30 protein-coding genes and 1 pseudogene are annotated in these 14593 nt (G+C 38.7%); all 31 read right to left on the minus strand.

What is annotated here, in order from left to right; genetic code table 11:
• Positions 1-193 precede the first annotated feature (193 nt).
• Complete coding sequence (locus PSN35_RS02545; RefSeq protein ID WP_300028975.1) at positions 194-640, minus strand: GatB/YqeY domain-containing protein; 447 nt, start codon at positions 638-640, stop codon at positions 194-196.
• Between the two features lie 68 nt (positions 641-708).
• Positions 709-924, minus strand: coding sequence for a 30S ribosomal protein S21 (gene rpsU, locus PSN35_RS02550; RefSeq protein WP_291926576.1), 216 nt, complete (start codon positions 922-924; stop codon positions 709-711).
• 12 nt (positions 925-936) lie between these two features.
• A complete protein-coding gene (gene rplQ, locus PSN35_RS02555; protein WP_300028981.1) occupies positions 937-1326 on the minus strand; it encodes a 50S ribosomal protein L17 in 390 nt (129 codons plus the stop codon).
• Positions 1327-1335: 9 nt separating this feature from the next.
• Positions 1336-2316, minus strand: coding sequence for a DNA-directed RNA polymerase subunit alpha (gene rpoA / locus PSN35_RS02560; RefSeq protein WP_300028983.1), 981 nt, complete (start codon positions 2314-2316; stop codon positions 1336-1338).
• 10 nt (positions 2317-2326) lie between these two features.
• A complete protein-coding gene (gene rpsD, locus PSN35_RS02565) occupies positions 2327-2953 on the minus strand; it encodes a 30S ribosomal protein S4 (RefSeq protein WP_300028984.1) in 627 nt (208 codons plus the stop codon).
• 9 nt (positions 2954-2962) lie between these two features.
• Positions 2963-3346 carry a 30S ribosomal protein S11 gene (rpsK, locus tag PSN35_RS02570; RefSeq protein ID WP_300028986.1) on the minus strand — a complete coding sequence of 128 codons (384 nt, stop codon included), beginning with the start codon at positions 3344-3346 and terminating at the stop codon, positions 2963-2965.
• 15 nt (positions 3347-3361) lie between these two features.
• Positions 3362-3715 (minus strand): 30S ribosomal protein S13, encoded by a 354-nt coding sequence (gene rpsM / locus PSN35_RS02575; RefSeq protein WP_300028988.1) that lies wholly within the window; start codon positions 3713-3715, stop codon positions 3362-3364.
• 127 nt (positions 3716-3842) lie between these two features.
• The gene (gene rpmJ, locus PSN35_RS02580; RefSeq protein WP_010646235.1) at positions 3843-3956 is read right to left on the minus strand and encodes a 50S ribosomal protein L36; all 114 of its coding nucleotides are present in this window, start codon (positions 3954-3956) and stop codon (positions 3843-3845) included.
• A 15-nt stretch (positions 3957-3971) separates the two neighbouring features.
• Positions 3972-5270 carry a preprotein translocase subunit SecY gene (secY, locus tag PSN35_RS02585; RefSeq protein WP_300029003.1) on the minus strand — a complete coding sequence of 433 codons (1299 nt, stop codon included), beginning with the start codon at positions 5268-5270 and terminating at the stop codon, positions 3972-3974.
• Positions 5271-5274: 4 nt separating this feature from the next.
• On the minus strand, positions 5275-5709 hold the full coding sequence (rplO, locus tag PSN35_RS02590; RefSeq protein ID WP_300029006.1) for a 50S ribosomal protein L15: 435 nt from the start codon (positions 5707-5709) through the stop codon (positions 5275-5277).
• A 4-nt stretch (positions 5710-5713) separates the two neighbouring features.
• Positions 5714-5896, minus strand: a complete 183-nt coding sequence (gene rpmD, locus PSN35_RS02595; RefSeq protein WP_300029009.1) for a 50S ribosomal protein L30 — start codon at positions 5894-5896, stop codon at positions 5714-5716.
• Complete coding sequence (rpsE, locus tag PSN35_RS02600; RefSeq protein ID WP_300029012.1) at positions 5896-6414, minus strand: 30S ribosomal protein S5; 519 nt, start codon at positions 6412-6414, stop codon at positions 5896-5898. Before rpsE ends, rpmD begins: the two co-directional genes overlap by 1 nt.
• A gap of 38 nt (positions 6415-6452) precedes the next feature.
• Positions 6453-6800, minus strand: a complete 348-nt coding sequence (gene rplR, locus PSN35_RS02605) for a 50S ribosomal protein L18 (RefSeq protein ID WP_300029015.1) — start codon at positions 6798-6800, stop codon at positions 6453-6455.
• A gap of 17 nt (positions 6801-6817) precedes the next feature.
• Positions 6818-7363, minus strand: coding sequence for a 50S ribosomal protein L6 (gene rplF / locus PSN35_RS02610; protein WP_300029018.1), 546 nt, complete (start codon positions 7361-7363; stop codon positions 6818-6820).
• Between the two features lie 15 nt (positions 7364-7378).
• Positions 7379-7774, minus strand: coding sequence for a 30S ribosomal protein S8 (rpsH, locus tag PSN35_RS02615; protein WP_300029021.1), 396 nt, complete (start codon positions 7772-7774; stop codon positions 7379-7381).
• A gap of 11 nt (positions 7775-7785) precedes the next feature.
• On the minus strand, positions 7786-8091 hold the full coding sequence (gene rpsN / locus PSN35_RS02620) for a 30S ribosomal protein S14 (RefSeq protein ID WP_300029024.1): 306 nt from the start codon (positions 8089-8091) through the stop codon (positions 7786-7788).
• 5 nt (positions 8092-8096) lie between these two features.
• Positions 8097-8636 carry a 50S ribosomal protein L5 gene (gene rplE, locus PSN35_RS02625; RefSeq protein WP_300029027.1) on the minus strand — a complete coding sequence of 180 codons (540 nt, stop codon included), beginning with the start codon at positions 8634-8636 and terminating at the stop codon, positions 8097-8099.
• A 20-nt stretch (positions 8637-8656) separates the two neighbouring features.
• Positions 8657-8968 (minus strand): 50S ribosomal protein L24, encoded by a 312-nt coding sequence (gene rplX / locus PSN35_RS02630; protein WP_300029030.1) that lies wholly within the window; start codon positions 8966-8968, stop codon positions 8657-8659.
• Positions 8968-9336: a 50S ribosomal protein L14 gene (gene rplN, locus PSN35_RS02635; protein WP_053951633.1), complete on the minus strand. Its 369-nt coding sequence runs from the start codon at positions 9334-9336 to the stop codon at positions 8968-8970. The genes rplX and rplN overlap by 1 nt, the downstream gene beginning before the upstream one ends.
• A 25-nt stretch (positions 9337-9361) precedes the next feature.
• The gene (rpsQ, locus tag PSN35_RS02640) at positions 9362-9628 is read right to left on the minus strand and encodes a 30S ribosomal protein S17 (RefSeq protein ID WP_300029035.1); all 267 of its coding nucleotides are present in this window, start codon (positions 9626-9628) and stop codon (positions 9362-9364) included.
• The gene (gene rpmC / locus PSN35_RS02645; RefSeq protein WP_300029038.1) at positions 9625-9813 is read right to left on the minus strand and encodes a 50S ribosomal protein L29; all 189 of its coding nucleotides are present in this window, start codon (positions 9811-9813) and stop codon (positions 9625-9627) included. The genes rpsQ and rpmC overlap by 4 nt, the downstream gene beginning before the upstream one ends.
• Positions 9813-10223: a 50S ribosomal protein L16 gene (rplP, locus tag PSN35_RS02650; RefSeq protein WP_300029041.1), complete on the minus strand. Its 411-nt coding sequence runs from the start codon at positions 10221-10223 to the stop codon at positions 9813-9815. Before rplP ends, rpmC begins: the two co-directional genes overlap by 1 nt.
• A 13-nt stretch (positions 10224-10236) precedes the next feature.
• Complete coding sequence (rpsC, locus tag PSN35_RS02655) at positions 10237-10929, minus strand: 30S ribosomal protein S3 (RefSeq protein WP_300029044.1); 693 nt, start codon at positions 10927-10929, stop codon at positions 10237-10239.
• A 3-nt stretch (positions 10930-10932) separates the two neighbouring features.
• On the minus strand, positions 10933-11268 hold the full coding sequence (gene rplV / locus PSN35_RS02660; protein ID WP_300029046.1) for a 50S ribosomal protein L22: 336 nt from the start codon (positions 11266-11268) through the stop codon (positions 10933-10935).
• Positions 11269-11280: 12 nt separating this feature from the next.
• Complete coding sequence (rpsS, locus tag PSN35_RS02665; RefSeq protein ID WP_300029048.1) at positions 11281-11547, minus strand: 30S ribosomal protein S19; 267 nt, start codon at positions 11545-11547, stop codon at positions 11281-11283.
• A 2-nt stretch (positions 11548-11549) separates the two neighbouring features.
• On the minus strand, positions 11550-12380 hold the full coding sequence (gene rplB / locus PSN35_RS02670) for a 50S ribosomal protein L2 (protein WP_300029051.1): 831 nt from the start codon (positions 12378-12380) through the stop codon (positions 11550-11552).
• Between the two features lie 12 nt (positions 12381-12392).
• A complete protein-coding gene (rplW, locus tag PSN35_RS02675) occupies positions 12393-12683 on the minus strand; it encodes a 50S ribosomal protein L23 (protein WP_300029054.1) in 291 nt (96 codons plus the stop codon).
• The gene (gene rplD / locus PSN35_RS02680; RefSeq protein WP_300029057.1) at positions 12680-13294 is read right to left on the minus strand and encodes a 50S ribosomal protein L4; all 615 of its coding nucleotides are present in this window, start codon (positions 13292-13294) and stop codon (positions 12680-12682) included. Before rplD ends, rplW begins: the two co-directional genes overlap by 4 nt.
• Positions 13295-13303: 9 nt before the next feature.
• Positions 13304-14029 (minus strand): 50S ribosomal protein L3, encoded by a 726-nt coding sequence (rplC, locus tag PSN35_RS02685; RefSeq protein ID WP_300029060.1) that lies wholly within the window; start codon positions 14027-14029, stop codon positions 13304-13306.
• Between the two features lie 45 nt (positions 14030-14074).
• Entirely contained in the window at positions 14075-14386 is a 312-nt protein-coding gene (gene rpsJ / locus PSN35_RS02690; protein ID WP_300029063.1) for a 30S ribosomal protein S10, read from the minus strand.
• Between the two features lie 88 nt (positions 14387-14474).
• Positions 14475-14593, minus strand: a pseudogene (locus PSN35_RS02695) (elongation factor Tu); the annotation flags it as partial.

The raw sequence follows: 14593 nt of genomic DNA on the forward strand, positions 1-14593 counted from the left end.
TTGCCACGCCAAGTACCCTGATAAAACTTCATGATGTTATTAGATCTGTCTTGATTGCGCTGCAAATCAACAGGCTCACCCTGATGTATAAGGTTAATTGATTTAATGTCTTTTTGAATTAAAACTTCTTTAGCTAAGCCAGAAAAAGAAACGCATAGCAGACTAAGCAATAATAATTTCTTTATAAAGGGCTTTATGAAAGCTTGCTACGAATGATTGATGAAACCACAGCCATGTCAGCCTTTCCATCTAATTGACCTTTAAGCTTACCCATAAGCTTACCCATGTCTTGCATAGAAGTTGCACCGGTATCAGCAATAGCTTTATCAACCGCTATTGCAATATCAGCCTCAGTCATTTGCTGCGGCATATAGCTTGAGATAATAGTGAGCTCAGCTTCTTCCACAGCAACTAGATCATCACGACCAGCTTGCTTAAATTGAGCAATAGAATCTTTACGCTGCTTCACCATTTTTTGAATGACCGCTAACACCTGGGTATCGTCCAGTTCAATACGCTCATCAACTTCACGTTGCTTAATAGCGCCTAGTATCATGCGAACCGCCTTTAAACCGTCTTTATCCTTGGCTTTCATGGCAGTTTTCATATCAGCGATTATTTGAGATTTAAGATTAGACATAGTAATTATTAATTTGAAAAATATTAAAGAAAAAAAATGCGGTTTAAAACCGCATTTTCAAGAACTCTTTAGTACATACGTTTGCGATGTACTCGGTTTTTAGCCATCTCTTTATGAGTGCGCTTCACAGCCGCTGCTTTCATGCGTTTGTTAACCCAAGTTTGCTTTTCGTAAAATTCTTTTTTACGAACATCGGTAATAACGCCTGCTCTGTCGCATGAACGACGAAAACGTCTAAGGGCAATATCAAATGGTTCGTTCTCTCTTACTTTAATTGAAGGCATATTATTTTTCCTTTATGAATCTGTAGTTGCAGCATCCGTAGAGCTGTCAAAATCAACCAATTGAACAATAGCCATTGGCGCTTTATCACCAGTACGAAAACCAGCTTTTAAAATACGAATATAGCCACCAGGACGATCTTTATAGAATGGACCTAGTTGCGTGAATAACTTAGCAACCATTGCATCATCACGTAATTTGGCAAATGCATTACGACGATTGGCTACTGAATCAACTTTAGCTTTGGTGATTAATGGCTCAACAACACGACGAAGCTCTTTTGCCTTAGGCAAAGTTGTTTTAATTGTTTCATGGTCGAACAAAGAGTTCGCCATATTCTTAAACATCGCCTTACGGTGAGAAGAATTACGGTTTAGTTGTTTACCTGACTTTCTATGTCTCATGTTATTTCCTTATTCACTCATTAGATCAACTGGTGGCCAATTAGGAATGTCTGTTCCTAAATAAAGACCTTTGTCAGTCAATACTTCTTTAATTTCGTTTAATGATTTACGACCTAGGTTAGGCGTTCTTAATAGGTCTTGCTCAGACTTTTGGATTAAATCACCAATGTAGTAGATTTGCTCAGCTTTAAGACAGTTAGCACTACGTACCGTTAACTCTAGCTCGTCAACTGCAGCAAGCAACTGAGGATCAAAGTCATCTGAGATTGGCAATGCTTCTTCTTCTTCAACTAACTCTAACTCAACAAAAGAAGATAATTGATCTTGAAGGATTGAAGCCGCACGTTTAATTGCAGATTCTGCATCAACAGAACCATTAGTCTCAATCACCATGTTTAGCTTATCAAGGTTAACCTTTTGCTCAACACGCGCTGCATCAACCGTAAAGCTAACGCGCTTAATTGGCGAAAAGCTTGCGTCAAGTTGAATGCCACCAATAGTTGATGTTTCCTCAGAGCGTGATACAGCCGTATCATAGCCAGTACCTGTGCCAATTTTTAGCGTCATGCGTACATGACCGCCATCGTTAACTGTGGCAATAACAAACTCAGGATTATGTGCAGTGATATCAGTTCCGCTTGCCTCAATATCTGCAACCGTGATTTCACATGGGCCTTTTTTATCAATCACTACTTCAGCAGTATCAGAGGTGTTTAATGCAACAGATACTTCTTTTAAGTTTAGCAAGATGTCTAAAACATCCTCTTGAACGTTTTCAATAGTTGAAAACTCATGCATCACTCCATCAATGGCTACTTCAGTAACTGCAGAGCCAGTCATTGATGAAAGTAATGTTCTTCTAAGGGCGTTACCCAAAGTATGACCAAAACCACGCTCTAACGGCTCAAGAACTACCTTGAATTCGTTAGTACCAGTCTGAGAAGACTCAACTAATTTTGGCTTTAAAAAATCTTTTGCGCTACCTTGCATGATTAATTCCTTATTTAGAATACAATTCAACGATTAAGTGTTCCTGGATGTCTGAAGATAGATCATCACGTGCTGGAACATTCTTAAATACGCCTTTTAATGCTTTTGAATCAACATCAATCCATTCTGCTTGGTCACCTTGCTCTGCAAGTTCGACTGCTAATTGAATACGACTTTGTTTTTTAGCTTTTTCACGAATAGAGATTTCGTCATTAGCACTCACTTGGTATGAAGGAATGTTAACAATTGAACCGTTAACTAGAATTGACTTATGTGAAACCAATTGTCTAGCTTCTGCACGTGTAGAGCCAAAGCCCATACGGTACACAACGTTATCTAAGCGACACTCAAGTAAAGACAACAAGTTTTCACCGGTAGAACCTTTCTTTTGTGAAGCACTCTTGTAGTAAGAACGGAATTGCTTTTCTAGAATGCCGTAAATACGTCTAACTTTTTGCTTTTCACGAAGCTGCAAACCGTACTCAGTACCCTTTTGACGACGAGCATTAGCACCGTGTACACCAGGTAATTGAGTTAATTTACACTTAGAATCTAATGATCTAATGCCGCTTTTAAGAAATAAGTCCGTGCCTTCGCGACGTGCTAATTTACAAGTTGGTCCAGTATATCTAGCCATAATTTATCCTTATACTCTACGTTTCTTAGAAGGACGACAACCGTTATGAGGGATTGGCGTAACATCTGTAATTGATTGAATTTTTAACCCTTGTGCATTAAGGCCACGAATAGCAGAATCACGACCAGGACCAGGACCCTTAACGCGAACATCAAGATTCTTCATGCCAAATGCTAATGCTTTTTCACCACAGTTACCAGCAGCAACTTGTGCAGCAAATGGCGTTGATTTTCTAGAACCTCTAAAACCAGAACCACCTGATGTTGCCCAACAAACAGCATTACCATGACGATCTGTAATCATAACGATGGTATTGTTAAATGTCGCATGGATATGCGCAATACCGTCCGTAATTACCTTTTTAGACTTCTTTTTTACTGGTGCTTTAGCCATAATATCTACCTATTATTATTTAATTAAACGACGAGGACCCTTACGAGTTCTTGCGTTAGTTTTAGTTTTTTGACCACGTAAAGGTAAGCCTTTACGATGACGAACACCGCGGTAACAACCTAGGTCTTTAAGACGTTTAATATCCATAGCCACTTGACGACGAAGATCACCTTCAACTTCGAATTTAGCCACTTCACCACGGATCAACTCAACAACATCTTCTGGAATCTCAGAAACTTTTGTTGATTGGTCAATTTTTAAGGTTTCACAGATTGCTTTAGATCTTGTTTCACCAATACCAAATATTGACTGTAAGCCAATGACGATGTGTTTGTGTGTTGGAATGTTAATTCCCGCTATTCTAGCCATAGTTTTCCTTGTACCTTGTCTCTATTAGTCTTAATTTTGCTAAGTTTTATATATATTTTTTGCTTGCAAAATTCAAATTTGAAAAACGGGCAATTATACGTTGCACGCTTAACAATGTCAATTGAAATTAGCCTTGTCTTTGTTTATGACGAGGCTCTTTACAAATTACTCTTACAACGCCATGGCGCTTAATAATTTTACAGTTATTACAAATTTTCTTTACTGATGCTCTTACTTTCATGATTGCTACCTTTTATTAATTTAAGCCCGACTTCTTCATTAATGACTCGTACTGATTTGACATTAAGTGAGACTGAGCTTGCGCGATAAAATCCATCACCACTACGACGATGATTAGTAAACTGGTTCCACCAAAGTAAAATGGCACATTCCAGTATAAAATTAGGAATTCTGGCAATAGACATACCGCAGTAATGTAGATTGCACCTGATGCAGTTAATCGAGACATAACTGAATCAATATAGTCTGCTGAATGCTTACCAGGGCGAATGCCAGGAATAAAACCACCAGACTTACGTAAGTTATCAGCGGTATCTTTTGAATCAAAAGTCAATGCTGTATAGAAGAATGTAAAAAATACAATCGCCAAGCCATAAAACATGACGTAAAGTGGCTGACCCGGTGAAATACTAGCCGTTAAATCTGCTAACCAACCTAGCCCCTCACTTTGTGAGAACCAGCCACCCAAAGTTGCTGGAAATAAAATAATACTAGAGGCGAAAATTGGTGGAATAACACCAGCCATATTAATTTTTAATGGTAGGTATGAGCTTTGTCCACCCACCATCTTACGACCTTGTTGGCGCTTAGCGTAGTTTACGGTAATACGGCGCTGCCCTCTTTCCATGAATACAACAAAAGCAGTCACCAATAAAGTCATGGCCAATAAGATCACAACCAAGATAACCGTTAATTCACCGGTAGAAACCAAAGATAACGTTGAGCCAAAGGCTGAAGGTAAGCCTGACACAATACCAGCAAAAATAATCATGGAAATACCGTTACCAATCCCTTTTTCAGTGATCTGCTCACCTAGCCACATCAAGAATAAAGTACCGGTTGTTAAAGTAACAACAGTTACCATACTAAACGTAAAGCCACCTTGGGTTACTAAGGCAACACCACCAGCGCTTTGTGATTGTAGGGCAATAGAAATACCGTAGGATTGGAATACTGCCAAGACAACCGTGCCAAGACGTGTGTATTGAGTAATTTTACGCTTTCCTGTTTCACCTTCTTTTTTCAGTTGCTCCAATTTCGGTACAACTGAGGTCATCAAAGTAATAATAATTGACGCAGAGATATAAGGCATGATGCCCAAGGTAAAAATTGATAAACGCTCTAACGCACCACCCGAGAACATATTAAACATATCCAAGATTGTGCCTTGCTGATCTTGCACCAAAGACGCCAATGCAGCGCTTGAAATAAATGGAATGGTGATATGTGTACCTAATCTAAAAACGATTAACGCACCCAATAAAAAGAGGATGCGCTTCGATAAGTCTTCAGAAAGGCCTAAGGGTTGAGACATATAATTACTCGTTTACAGAGCCTTTAGCAGCTTCAATAGCAGCCTTAGCGCCTTTAGTTGCTCTAATACCAGATAAAGTCACCGAACGAGTAATCTCACCAGATAACATCACTTTAACACGTTTAATATTTTTAGTAATCAAGTTATGCTGCTTAAGTACATCAACAGTAATGTCTGTCTCTTCTAGGTTGTTAATTTCAGATAAAGTTACTTGTGAAGTAATAATAGAAACTCTTGAAGAGAAACCCACCTTTGGAAGGCGACGTTGCAATGGCATCTGACCACCTTCAAAACCTACTTTAGTAAAACCGCCAGAACGTGACTTTTGACCCTTATGACCACGACCACAAGTTTTACCCCAGCCACAACCAATACCACGACCTACGCGTTTTCTTGATTTCTTTTCACCTTCGTTAGGTGCTAATGAATTTAAAAACATTTTCTTAATCCTCTACTTTTAGTAAGTAAGACACTTTATTGATCATGCCTCTAACAGCAGGCGTATCTTCAAGTGTTACCGTGTGGTTAATTCTTTTTAAGCCAAGGCCAGTTATCGTAGCACGATGCGAAGGTAAACGACCAAAAAAACTTTTAGTTAAAGTTACTGTTACAGTCTTAGCAGCCATTATCCTTCTCCGTTAATTTGTTCAACTGTCTTGCCACGCTTAGCAGCAACCATTGAAGGAGAAGACATAGATGTTAAGCCTTCAACCGTGGCACGAACAACACTAATTGGGTTGCGTGTACCGTTACACTTGGCTAAGATATCATGAACACCAACTGCTTCAAGCACACTACGCATAGGGCCGCCAGCAATAACACCTGTACCTTCAGAAGCAGGCTGCATGTAAACTTTTGCAGCACCCACATTAGAAGTTATCGGGTAGTGCAATGTACCATTTGTTAATGGCACGGTCTTCATTGCTTTCTTAGCTTTTTCCATTGCTTTTTGAATAGCGGCAGGTACTTCGCGAGATTTACCCGTGCCGTAACCAACTTTACCTTTTCCATCACCCACTACAACCAATGCAGAGAAACCAAAGATACGTCCACCTTTAACCACTTTTACAACACGACGAATGTTAACTAATTTCTCAATGAATTCATTGTCGTCGTTATTATTATTTTTCTTATATTCAGCCATTTTTGTTGCCTTTTAATATTGTTCCAGTTGAACGCTTATTAGAATTCTAATCCGCCATCTCTTGCTGCATCAGCTAAAGCTTTGATACGGCCATGGTATTTAAAACCAGAACGATCAAATGCTACTTTAGTTACTTTAGCTTTTTTAGCAGCCTTAGCAATTGCAGTACCAATTTCTGTTGCAGCATCAACATTACCACCATTCTTCATCTTAGATGCAACTGAAGATGCTGATGCTAATGTCTTAGTGCCACAAGCGCTGATAATTTGCGCATAAATGTGTGCAGATGTCTTATGTACAGACAAACGCTCAGTGCCTCTTTCAGCATGTTGAGCTCTAAATTTTGTTGCTCTTCTTAAACGAGCTTGTTTTTTTGAAAGTTTCATTGTGAATACCTTATCAATTATTTCTTCTTAGCTTCTTTACGAACAACGTACTCGTCCGTATAACGTACACCTTTACCTTTGTAAGGCTCAGGTGGACGGTAAGCTCTAATTTCAGCGGCAACTTGGCCAACTTTTTGCTTATCCATACCCTTAACAACAATCTCAGTTTGAGAGGGTGTTTCTACCGTAATACCTTCAGGTAATGCGTAAGCAACTGGATGTGAAAAACCCAAAGTAAGATCAAGTGTTTTACCCATTGCTTTCGCACGGTAACCAACACCGATTAGTGATAATTTCTTTTCCCAACCTGCAGTAACACCTTGAATAAGGTTTGCTGTATTTGCTCTAGCAGTACCCGCTTGAGCCCATGCAGACTTTTCTGCTTTCTTTTCAACTTTGGCAATGGTAAATGTAATTTCACTATCCTTAATGCTAACGTTAACAGACGGGTGAACATCCATGCTCATTTGGCCAAGCTTACCTTTAACCGTCATTGTTGCGTCAGACATTGAAACCTCTGTGCCACTTTCAATTGTAATTGGTGATTTTGCTACTCTAGACATATTATCTCTCCAAACTTAGTAGACGCTACACAGAACTTCACCACCCACATTTTGGGATGATGCCGCTTGTCCAGTCATTACGCCCTTAGGGGTAGAAACGATCACAATACCAAGGCCATTCATAACGCTTGGCATTTCTGTGCTAGGCGCATAAACTCTAAGACTTGGCTTAGAAATACGCTTTAATATTTCAATTACCGGCTTGTTTTCAAAATACTTAAGTTTAATTGTTAATGTTTTAGCGGCTTTTTCACCGTCAACAGAAAAAGACTCAATAAAGCCTTCTTGTTGCATAACACTAGCAATAGCGGATTTTAAGTTTGATGCTGGAATATTAACTTCTTTCTTCGCAACCATTTGAGCGTTACGAATGCGCGTCAACATATCAGCAATAGGATCAGACATACTCATATTATTTCTCCTTACCAGCTTGCTTTAGATAAACCTGGAACTTCACCATTCATAGTGCGTTCTCTAAGTTTCGTTCTAGCTAAACCAAACTTACGGTAAAAACCATGTGGACGACCTGTCAAACCACAACGACTACGTTGACGTGTTGGTGAGGCATCACGTGGAAGTGCCTGCAACTTAATAGTTGCCTGGAAGCGCTCTTCATCAGAAGAGTGCACACTTTTAATAATTTTCTTTAATTCTAAACGCTTAGATTTAAACTTTTCAGCTATCTTTGTGCGTTTAAGATCTCTATTTATCATAGACTTTTTAGCCATTTTCCTTATCCTTTAAATGGGAATTTAAACATTGCTAATAGTTTCTTAGCGTCATCATCAGAAGCAGCAGACGTAGTGATAGCGATATCCATACCACGTGTTCTATCTACTTTCTCAAAATCAATTTCAGCAAACGTAATCTGCTCAGTAATACCCATGTTGTAGTTACCACGACCATCAAAAGAGGTAGGCTTTAAACCACGGAAATCACGAATACGAGGAATAGCAACATTAACCAAACGATCAAGAAATTCATACATCTTTTCTTTACGCAAAGTTACTTTACAACCAATTGCATTACCTTCTCTAATTTTAAAACTTGCCACAGATTTACGCGCATTACAGGTTAAAGGTTTCTGACCAGAAATTAGACCCATTTCCTCTAACGCATTTTGCAATACTTTTTTATCACCTAGTGCACTACCAAGACCCATATTAATGGTAATCTTTTCAATTTTAGGCACAGCCATTGGGTTATTAAGACCTAACTCTTTTTGTAGAGCGGGCTTAATAACATTTGTATATTCTTCTTGTAATCTAGACACGGTTTATTTCCTTAACTTGCTCAAACGATTGAATCGCCGTTTGATTTAAAAAATCTTTCCTTATTGCCTTCTTTGTCTGTACGAATACCTACTTTGTCAGCTTTATTTGTTTTAGTGTTTAAAATCGCAACATTTGAAATGGCTAATGGCATTTCAGTATCCACGATACCACCAGTAACACCCGCATTTGGATTGGCTTTAACGTGTTTCTTTGCAATATTCTTACCTTCGACGATAACCTTGTTATCTAATACTTTTGTAATTGTGCCTGTAGAACCTTTGTCTTTACCGGCAATAATAATTACTTCGTCATTTAATTTAATTTTTTGCATTATAGAACCTCTGGAGCTAACGATACAATCTTCATAAATTGCTTGTTACGTAATTCACGAGTAACAGGGCCGAAGATACGAGTACCAACTGGCTCAAGCTTTGTGTTCAGAAGCACAACAGCATTGTTATCAAAACGGATACGTGAACCATCAGCACGACGAACACCTTGCGCAGTACGTACCACCACTGCGTCGTACACATCACCTTTTTTAACTTTACCACGCGGAGAAGCTTCTTTAATACTTACCTTGATTACATCACCGATATTAGCATAACGACGCTTTGAACCGCCTAAAACTTTAATACACATTGCCTTAACACCACCGCTATTATCGGCAACACTAAGTTTTGTTTGCATTTGAATCATGTCTTACTCTCTTTAAATTTAGATATTAATCAACTGAAACTGATTTCTCAACCACTTCAATCAATGCCCAATGTTTAGTCTTTGAGAATGGCTTTGACTCTACCACTCTTACTGTATCACCAATTGAACATTCATTCTTTTCATCATGAGCATGAACTTTCGTGCTGCGCTTGATGTATTTTTTATATATCGGATGCCTAACTTTACGTTCAATTTCAACAGCAATCGTCTTATCACGACCAGCGCTTACAACTGTACCCATTAGTACGCGTTCTACTTTATTATCACTCATGCTTGTTTCTCTTTAATAATCGTTTTTACTTGTGCAATAGATCTTTTCGTTTTGCCAAGTTTAGATGAATCATCCAACTGAGCGCTACGATGTTGCATACGCAACTCAAAATGCTCTTTTAATAAAGACATTAGTGTCTCGTTTAGTGCAGAGATATCTTGATCTCTTAATGCTTTAATATCCATTACATTACCGTCCTTTTAATAACTTTTGTGGTTACTGGTAACTTAGCAGCGGCTAAGGCAAAAGCTTCACGGGCAACCGTTTCGTCAACACCCTGCATTTCAAATAACATTTGACCAGGCTTAATTTGCGCGATCCAGTATTCAACACTACCTTTACCTTTACCCATTCGAACTTCTAAAGGCTTTTTGGTAATAGGCTTGTCTGGGAATACACGAATCCAAATTTTACCCTGACGTTTAACATGACGAGTCATTGCACGACGTGCAGATTCAATCTGTCTTGCAGTCATACGACATCTGCCAGTAGCCTGAAGGCCAATTTCACCAAAACTAACCTTATGGCCAGTTGCTAGACCGCGATTACGGCCTTTCATCATTTTTCTAAATTTTGTACGCTTAGGTTGTAACATTTCTCAATCCTTATTACTTCTTACCGATTTGATTTGTAGCACCACGACGAGCAACCTCATCTAATGTGCCTTTCTTATGGTCAAGAATTTCACCTTTAAAGATCCAAACTTTAATACCGATTACACCATACTGTGTGTTTGCACCATAACTAGCGTAATCAACATCAGCTCTAAATGTATGTAATGGCACACGACCCTCACGGTACCATTCTGAACGAGCAATTTCAGCACCGTTCAAACGACCGCCAACCATAACCTTGATGCCTAGTGCGCCTAAACGTGTTGCGTTACCCAGTACACGCTTAACTGCACGACGATACATAACACGCTTTTCTAATTGTTGAGCAATATTCTCAGCAACTAAACGCGCATCAAGTTCAGGTTTTTTAATTTCTTCAATATTAATATGAACAGGAATACCCATCATTTTAGAAATGATTGATTTAAGCTGCTCAATATCTGCACCCTTCTTACCAATAACGATACCAGGACGAGCAGTGTGAATTGTTACTTTAGCATTATTTGCTAAGCGCTCAATCTGAACACGGCTAACAGAAGCTGCGGCTAATTTCTCGAATAAGAAATCTCTAACTTCAATATCAGACAGTAAAAATTTAGAATAATCTTGAGAATTGGCATACCACTTTGAATCCCAATCTTTAACGATACCTAATCTAATACCTTTTGGATTTACTTTTTGACCCATAACTTAACCTGCACTCACGCCAACAGTAATGTGGCTTGTTCTTTTTAAAATTCTGTTTGCACGACCTTTAGCTCTTGGACGAATTCTCTTCATCGTTGAACCTTCGTCAACATAAACACTGCTTACTTTTAACTCATCAATGTCAAGACCATTATTATGCTCTGCATTTGAAATGGCTGAGTTTAATACTTTCTTAACTAATTTTGCCGCTCCCTTATTGCTAAATGACAGGATATTTAATGCTTCTTCTACTGATTTTTGACGAATCTGATCCGCAACCAATCTCACCTTAAAAGATGATCCTTTTGCATACTTGTGCACTGCTTTAACTTCTTTCATGTCATTCACCTATTAATTACGATCGCCTGAGTGGCCATTAAACGTTCTAGTTAAAGCAAATTCGCCTAACTTGTGCCCAATCATTTCTTCTGTAATAGAAACTGGAACATGCGCTCTGCCGTTATGAACTGCAATTGTTAAACCAATCATCTCAGGTACGATTACTGAGCGACGTGACCAAGTTTTAATTGGTTTTCTGTCGTTGTTATCTTGAGCCGTTAATACTTTTTTAATTAAGTGCTCGTCAACAAATGGTCCTTTTCTTAATGATCTAGCCATGATTAACCCTTATTTCTACGACGTACGATAAGCTTATCGGTACGTTTATTACTACGTGTCTTGTAACCTTTAGTCGGTGTACCCCAAGGTGAAACTGGATGGCGACCACCACTTGTTTTACCTTCACCACCACCATGTGGGTGATCTACTGGGTTCATTACTACACCACGAACGGTTGGTCTAACACCTCTCCAGCGAGTTGCACCCGCTTTACCTAATTTTCTTAAACTATGCTCAGTTTTAGAAACTTCGCCAATCGTTGCACGACATTCAGCTAAAACCTTACGAACTTCACCAGAGCGTAGTCTCAATGTTACGTAGTTACCTTCTTTTGCAATTAATTGCGCTGAAGTACCAGCACTACGTGCCATTTGTGCGCCTTTCTTTGGCTGTAATTCAATACAATGAATTACACTACCTAATGGAATATTAGCCAAAGGCATCACGTTGCCTGTTTGAATGGCAACCGTCGAGCCTGATACGATTGAGTCACCAGCAGACAAACCTTTAGGAGCAATAATATAACGGCGCTCACCATCTGCATATAAAACCAACGCAATATTAGCACTACGATTTGGATCATATTCAAGACGCTCTACACGTGCTGTAATATCGTCTTTATTACGTTTAAAATCAATTACACGGTAACGCTGCTTATGACCACCACCTTTATGACGAGTGGTAATACGACCATGATTATTTCTACCGGCAGTTTTACTCTTACTTTGTGTTAGTGGTGCATAAGGCGCGCCTTTATGTAGCTCTTTGTCTACAATACTAACGACAAATCTTCTGCCTGGTGAGGTTGGTTTTCTTTTAATTATTTGTGCCATAATAAAATCTCTTTAAGATGCGCTAACGTCAATCATTTGGCCTTCAGACACTTTTACCATTGCCTTTTTCCAATTAATTCGACGACCGATTTTGCCTTTAAATACTTTCTTTTTGCCTTTAACAACTGAAGTTGTAACATTTTCAACGTTAACGCCAAATAATAATTCTACAGCAGCTTTAATTTCTTTCTTATTGCTATCAACACGTACTTTAAATGCGTACTGATTATGCGCAGATAACATCGCCGTCTTTTCAGATACTATTGGCGCCAATAAAGTTTTTAATACTTTTTCTTGATTCATAACATTGCCTCAATTTTCTTCAATGCAGCTTCAGTAACAACAACATTTTTGTATCCAATTAAGCTAACTGGATCTATACTCTGTGTGTCACATACACCTACATGGTATAAGTTTCTAGAAGATAAATACAAATTTTCATCTAGCTCATCAGTCATTAACAATGCATCATCAACATTTAACGACTTAAGAATTGCAGTAATATTTTTAGTCTTAGCTTCTTTCACGTCAAATTCATTGACTACTTTCAAGCGATCTGTACGAGCCAACTCAGAAAAAATAACTGAGATTGCACCCTTATACATTTTCTTGTTTACTTTTTGTGCGTAGCTACGAGGTTGCGCTGCAAATGTAACACCACCAGAACGCCAAATTGGACCACGTGATGTACCTGCACGAGCTCGGCCAGTACCTTTTTGATTCCAAGGCTTCTTACCACCACCACTAACTGCAGCGCGATTTTTTTGAGCCTTTGAGCCTTGACGACCACCAGCCATGTAAGCAGTAGTAACCTGGTGAACCAATGATTGATTATAGTCTCTTGCAAAAATAGTATCAGCTACTTCTGTCGTAGTTGACTTGTTTGTGCTTATGTTTAATACATTTAATTTCATCTTAAAACCTTATGCTTCTTCAGAATCAGCAGACTCAGCAGCTGCACTTTCTTGAATGTTTTTTGTTACTTCAACGTTAATTTTGTCTTTTTTAGGCGATAAAGAAATTTTTACGAATCCTTGTTTAGCACCCGGAATTGAACCCTTAACTAAAATAACACTCTTTTCAGTATCAACCTTAACGACCTCTAGACACTCTTGAGTAACTTGCTCAGCACCCATGTGACCAGCCATCTTTTTACCTTTAAAAACTCGACCAGGCTCTTGACACTGACCTGTTGAACCAATTGCTCTATGAGAGATTGAGTTACCGTGTGTCGCATCTTGCATCTGGAAATTGTGACGCTTTACACCACCTTGGAAACCTTTACCTTTAGATTGACCAGTAACATCAACGTAGTGTCCAGCGCCAAATAAAGATAAATCAAAACTTGTGTTATCGCCAATTTCGTCAGCATCAGCTCTGAATTCCCAAAGACCAAGACCAATTTCTTGTGATGCCTTAGCATAATGTCCTTTGGTGGCAGCAGGTACACGACGCACTTTAGCTTCACCTTTTTTGTTCACTTTTGCACCTGTTGTTACTTGTACAGCACTATAGCCATCAACTTCAAGTGTTCTTGTTTGAACAACACGATTAGGCTCAATTTTAATAACGCTAACCGGCGTGGTAGTACCATCGTCGTTTATTAAGCGTGTCATACCTAATTTTTGTCCTACTAAACCAATTGCCATGATCTTATTCCTAATTTATGGGTAAATTTAATTATTTATTTATGCTTAATTAAGCTTAATTGCTACGTCAACACCAGCCGCTAAGTCTAACTTCATTAAAGCATCTACTGTTTTATCAGTAGGGCTAATAACATCCATTAATCTAATGTAAGTTTTTAATTCGTATTGATCTCTTGCTTTTTTATTAACGTGCGGAGAAGTCAATACTGTAAAGCGCTCAATCTTCGTAGGAAGAGGTATTGGACCTCTTACACTAGCACCCGTACGCTTAGCAGTTTCTACAATCTCAAGCGCTGATTTGTCGATTAAACGATGATCAAATGCTTTTAATTTAATTCTAATATTTTGATTGCTCATGTGTTTTGTCCTATCTATTTGTAGTGTCTTTCTTTACAAACGAAAAACCGAAGATTATACAATAAATCTTCGACCCTTATATAACTAATTAATCCGTAACTTTAGCAACAACGCCCGCACCTACTGTACGACCACCTTCTCTAATTGCGAATCTTAAACCGTCTTCCATAGCAATTGGTGAAAGCAACTCTACTTGCATCTTCACGT

This window comes from Candidatus Thioglobus sp., from assembly GCF_028599055.1.
GTDB lineage: Bacteria > Pseudomonadota > Gammaproteobacteria > PS1 > Pseudothioglobaceae > Thioglobus_A.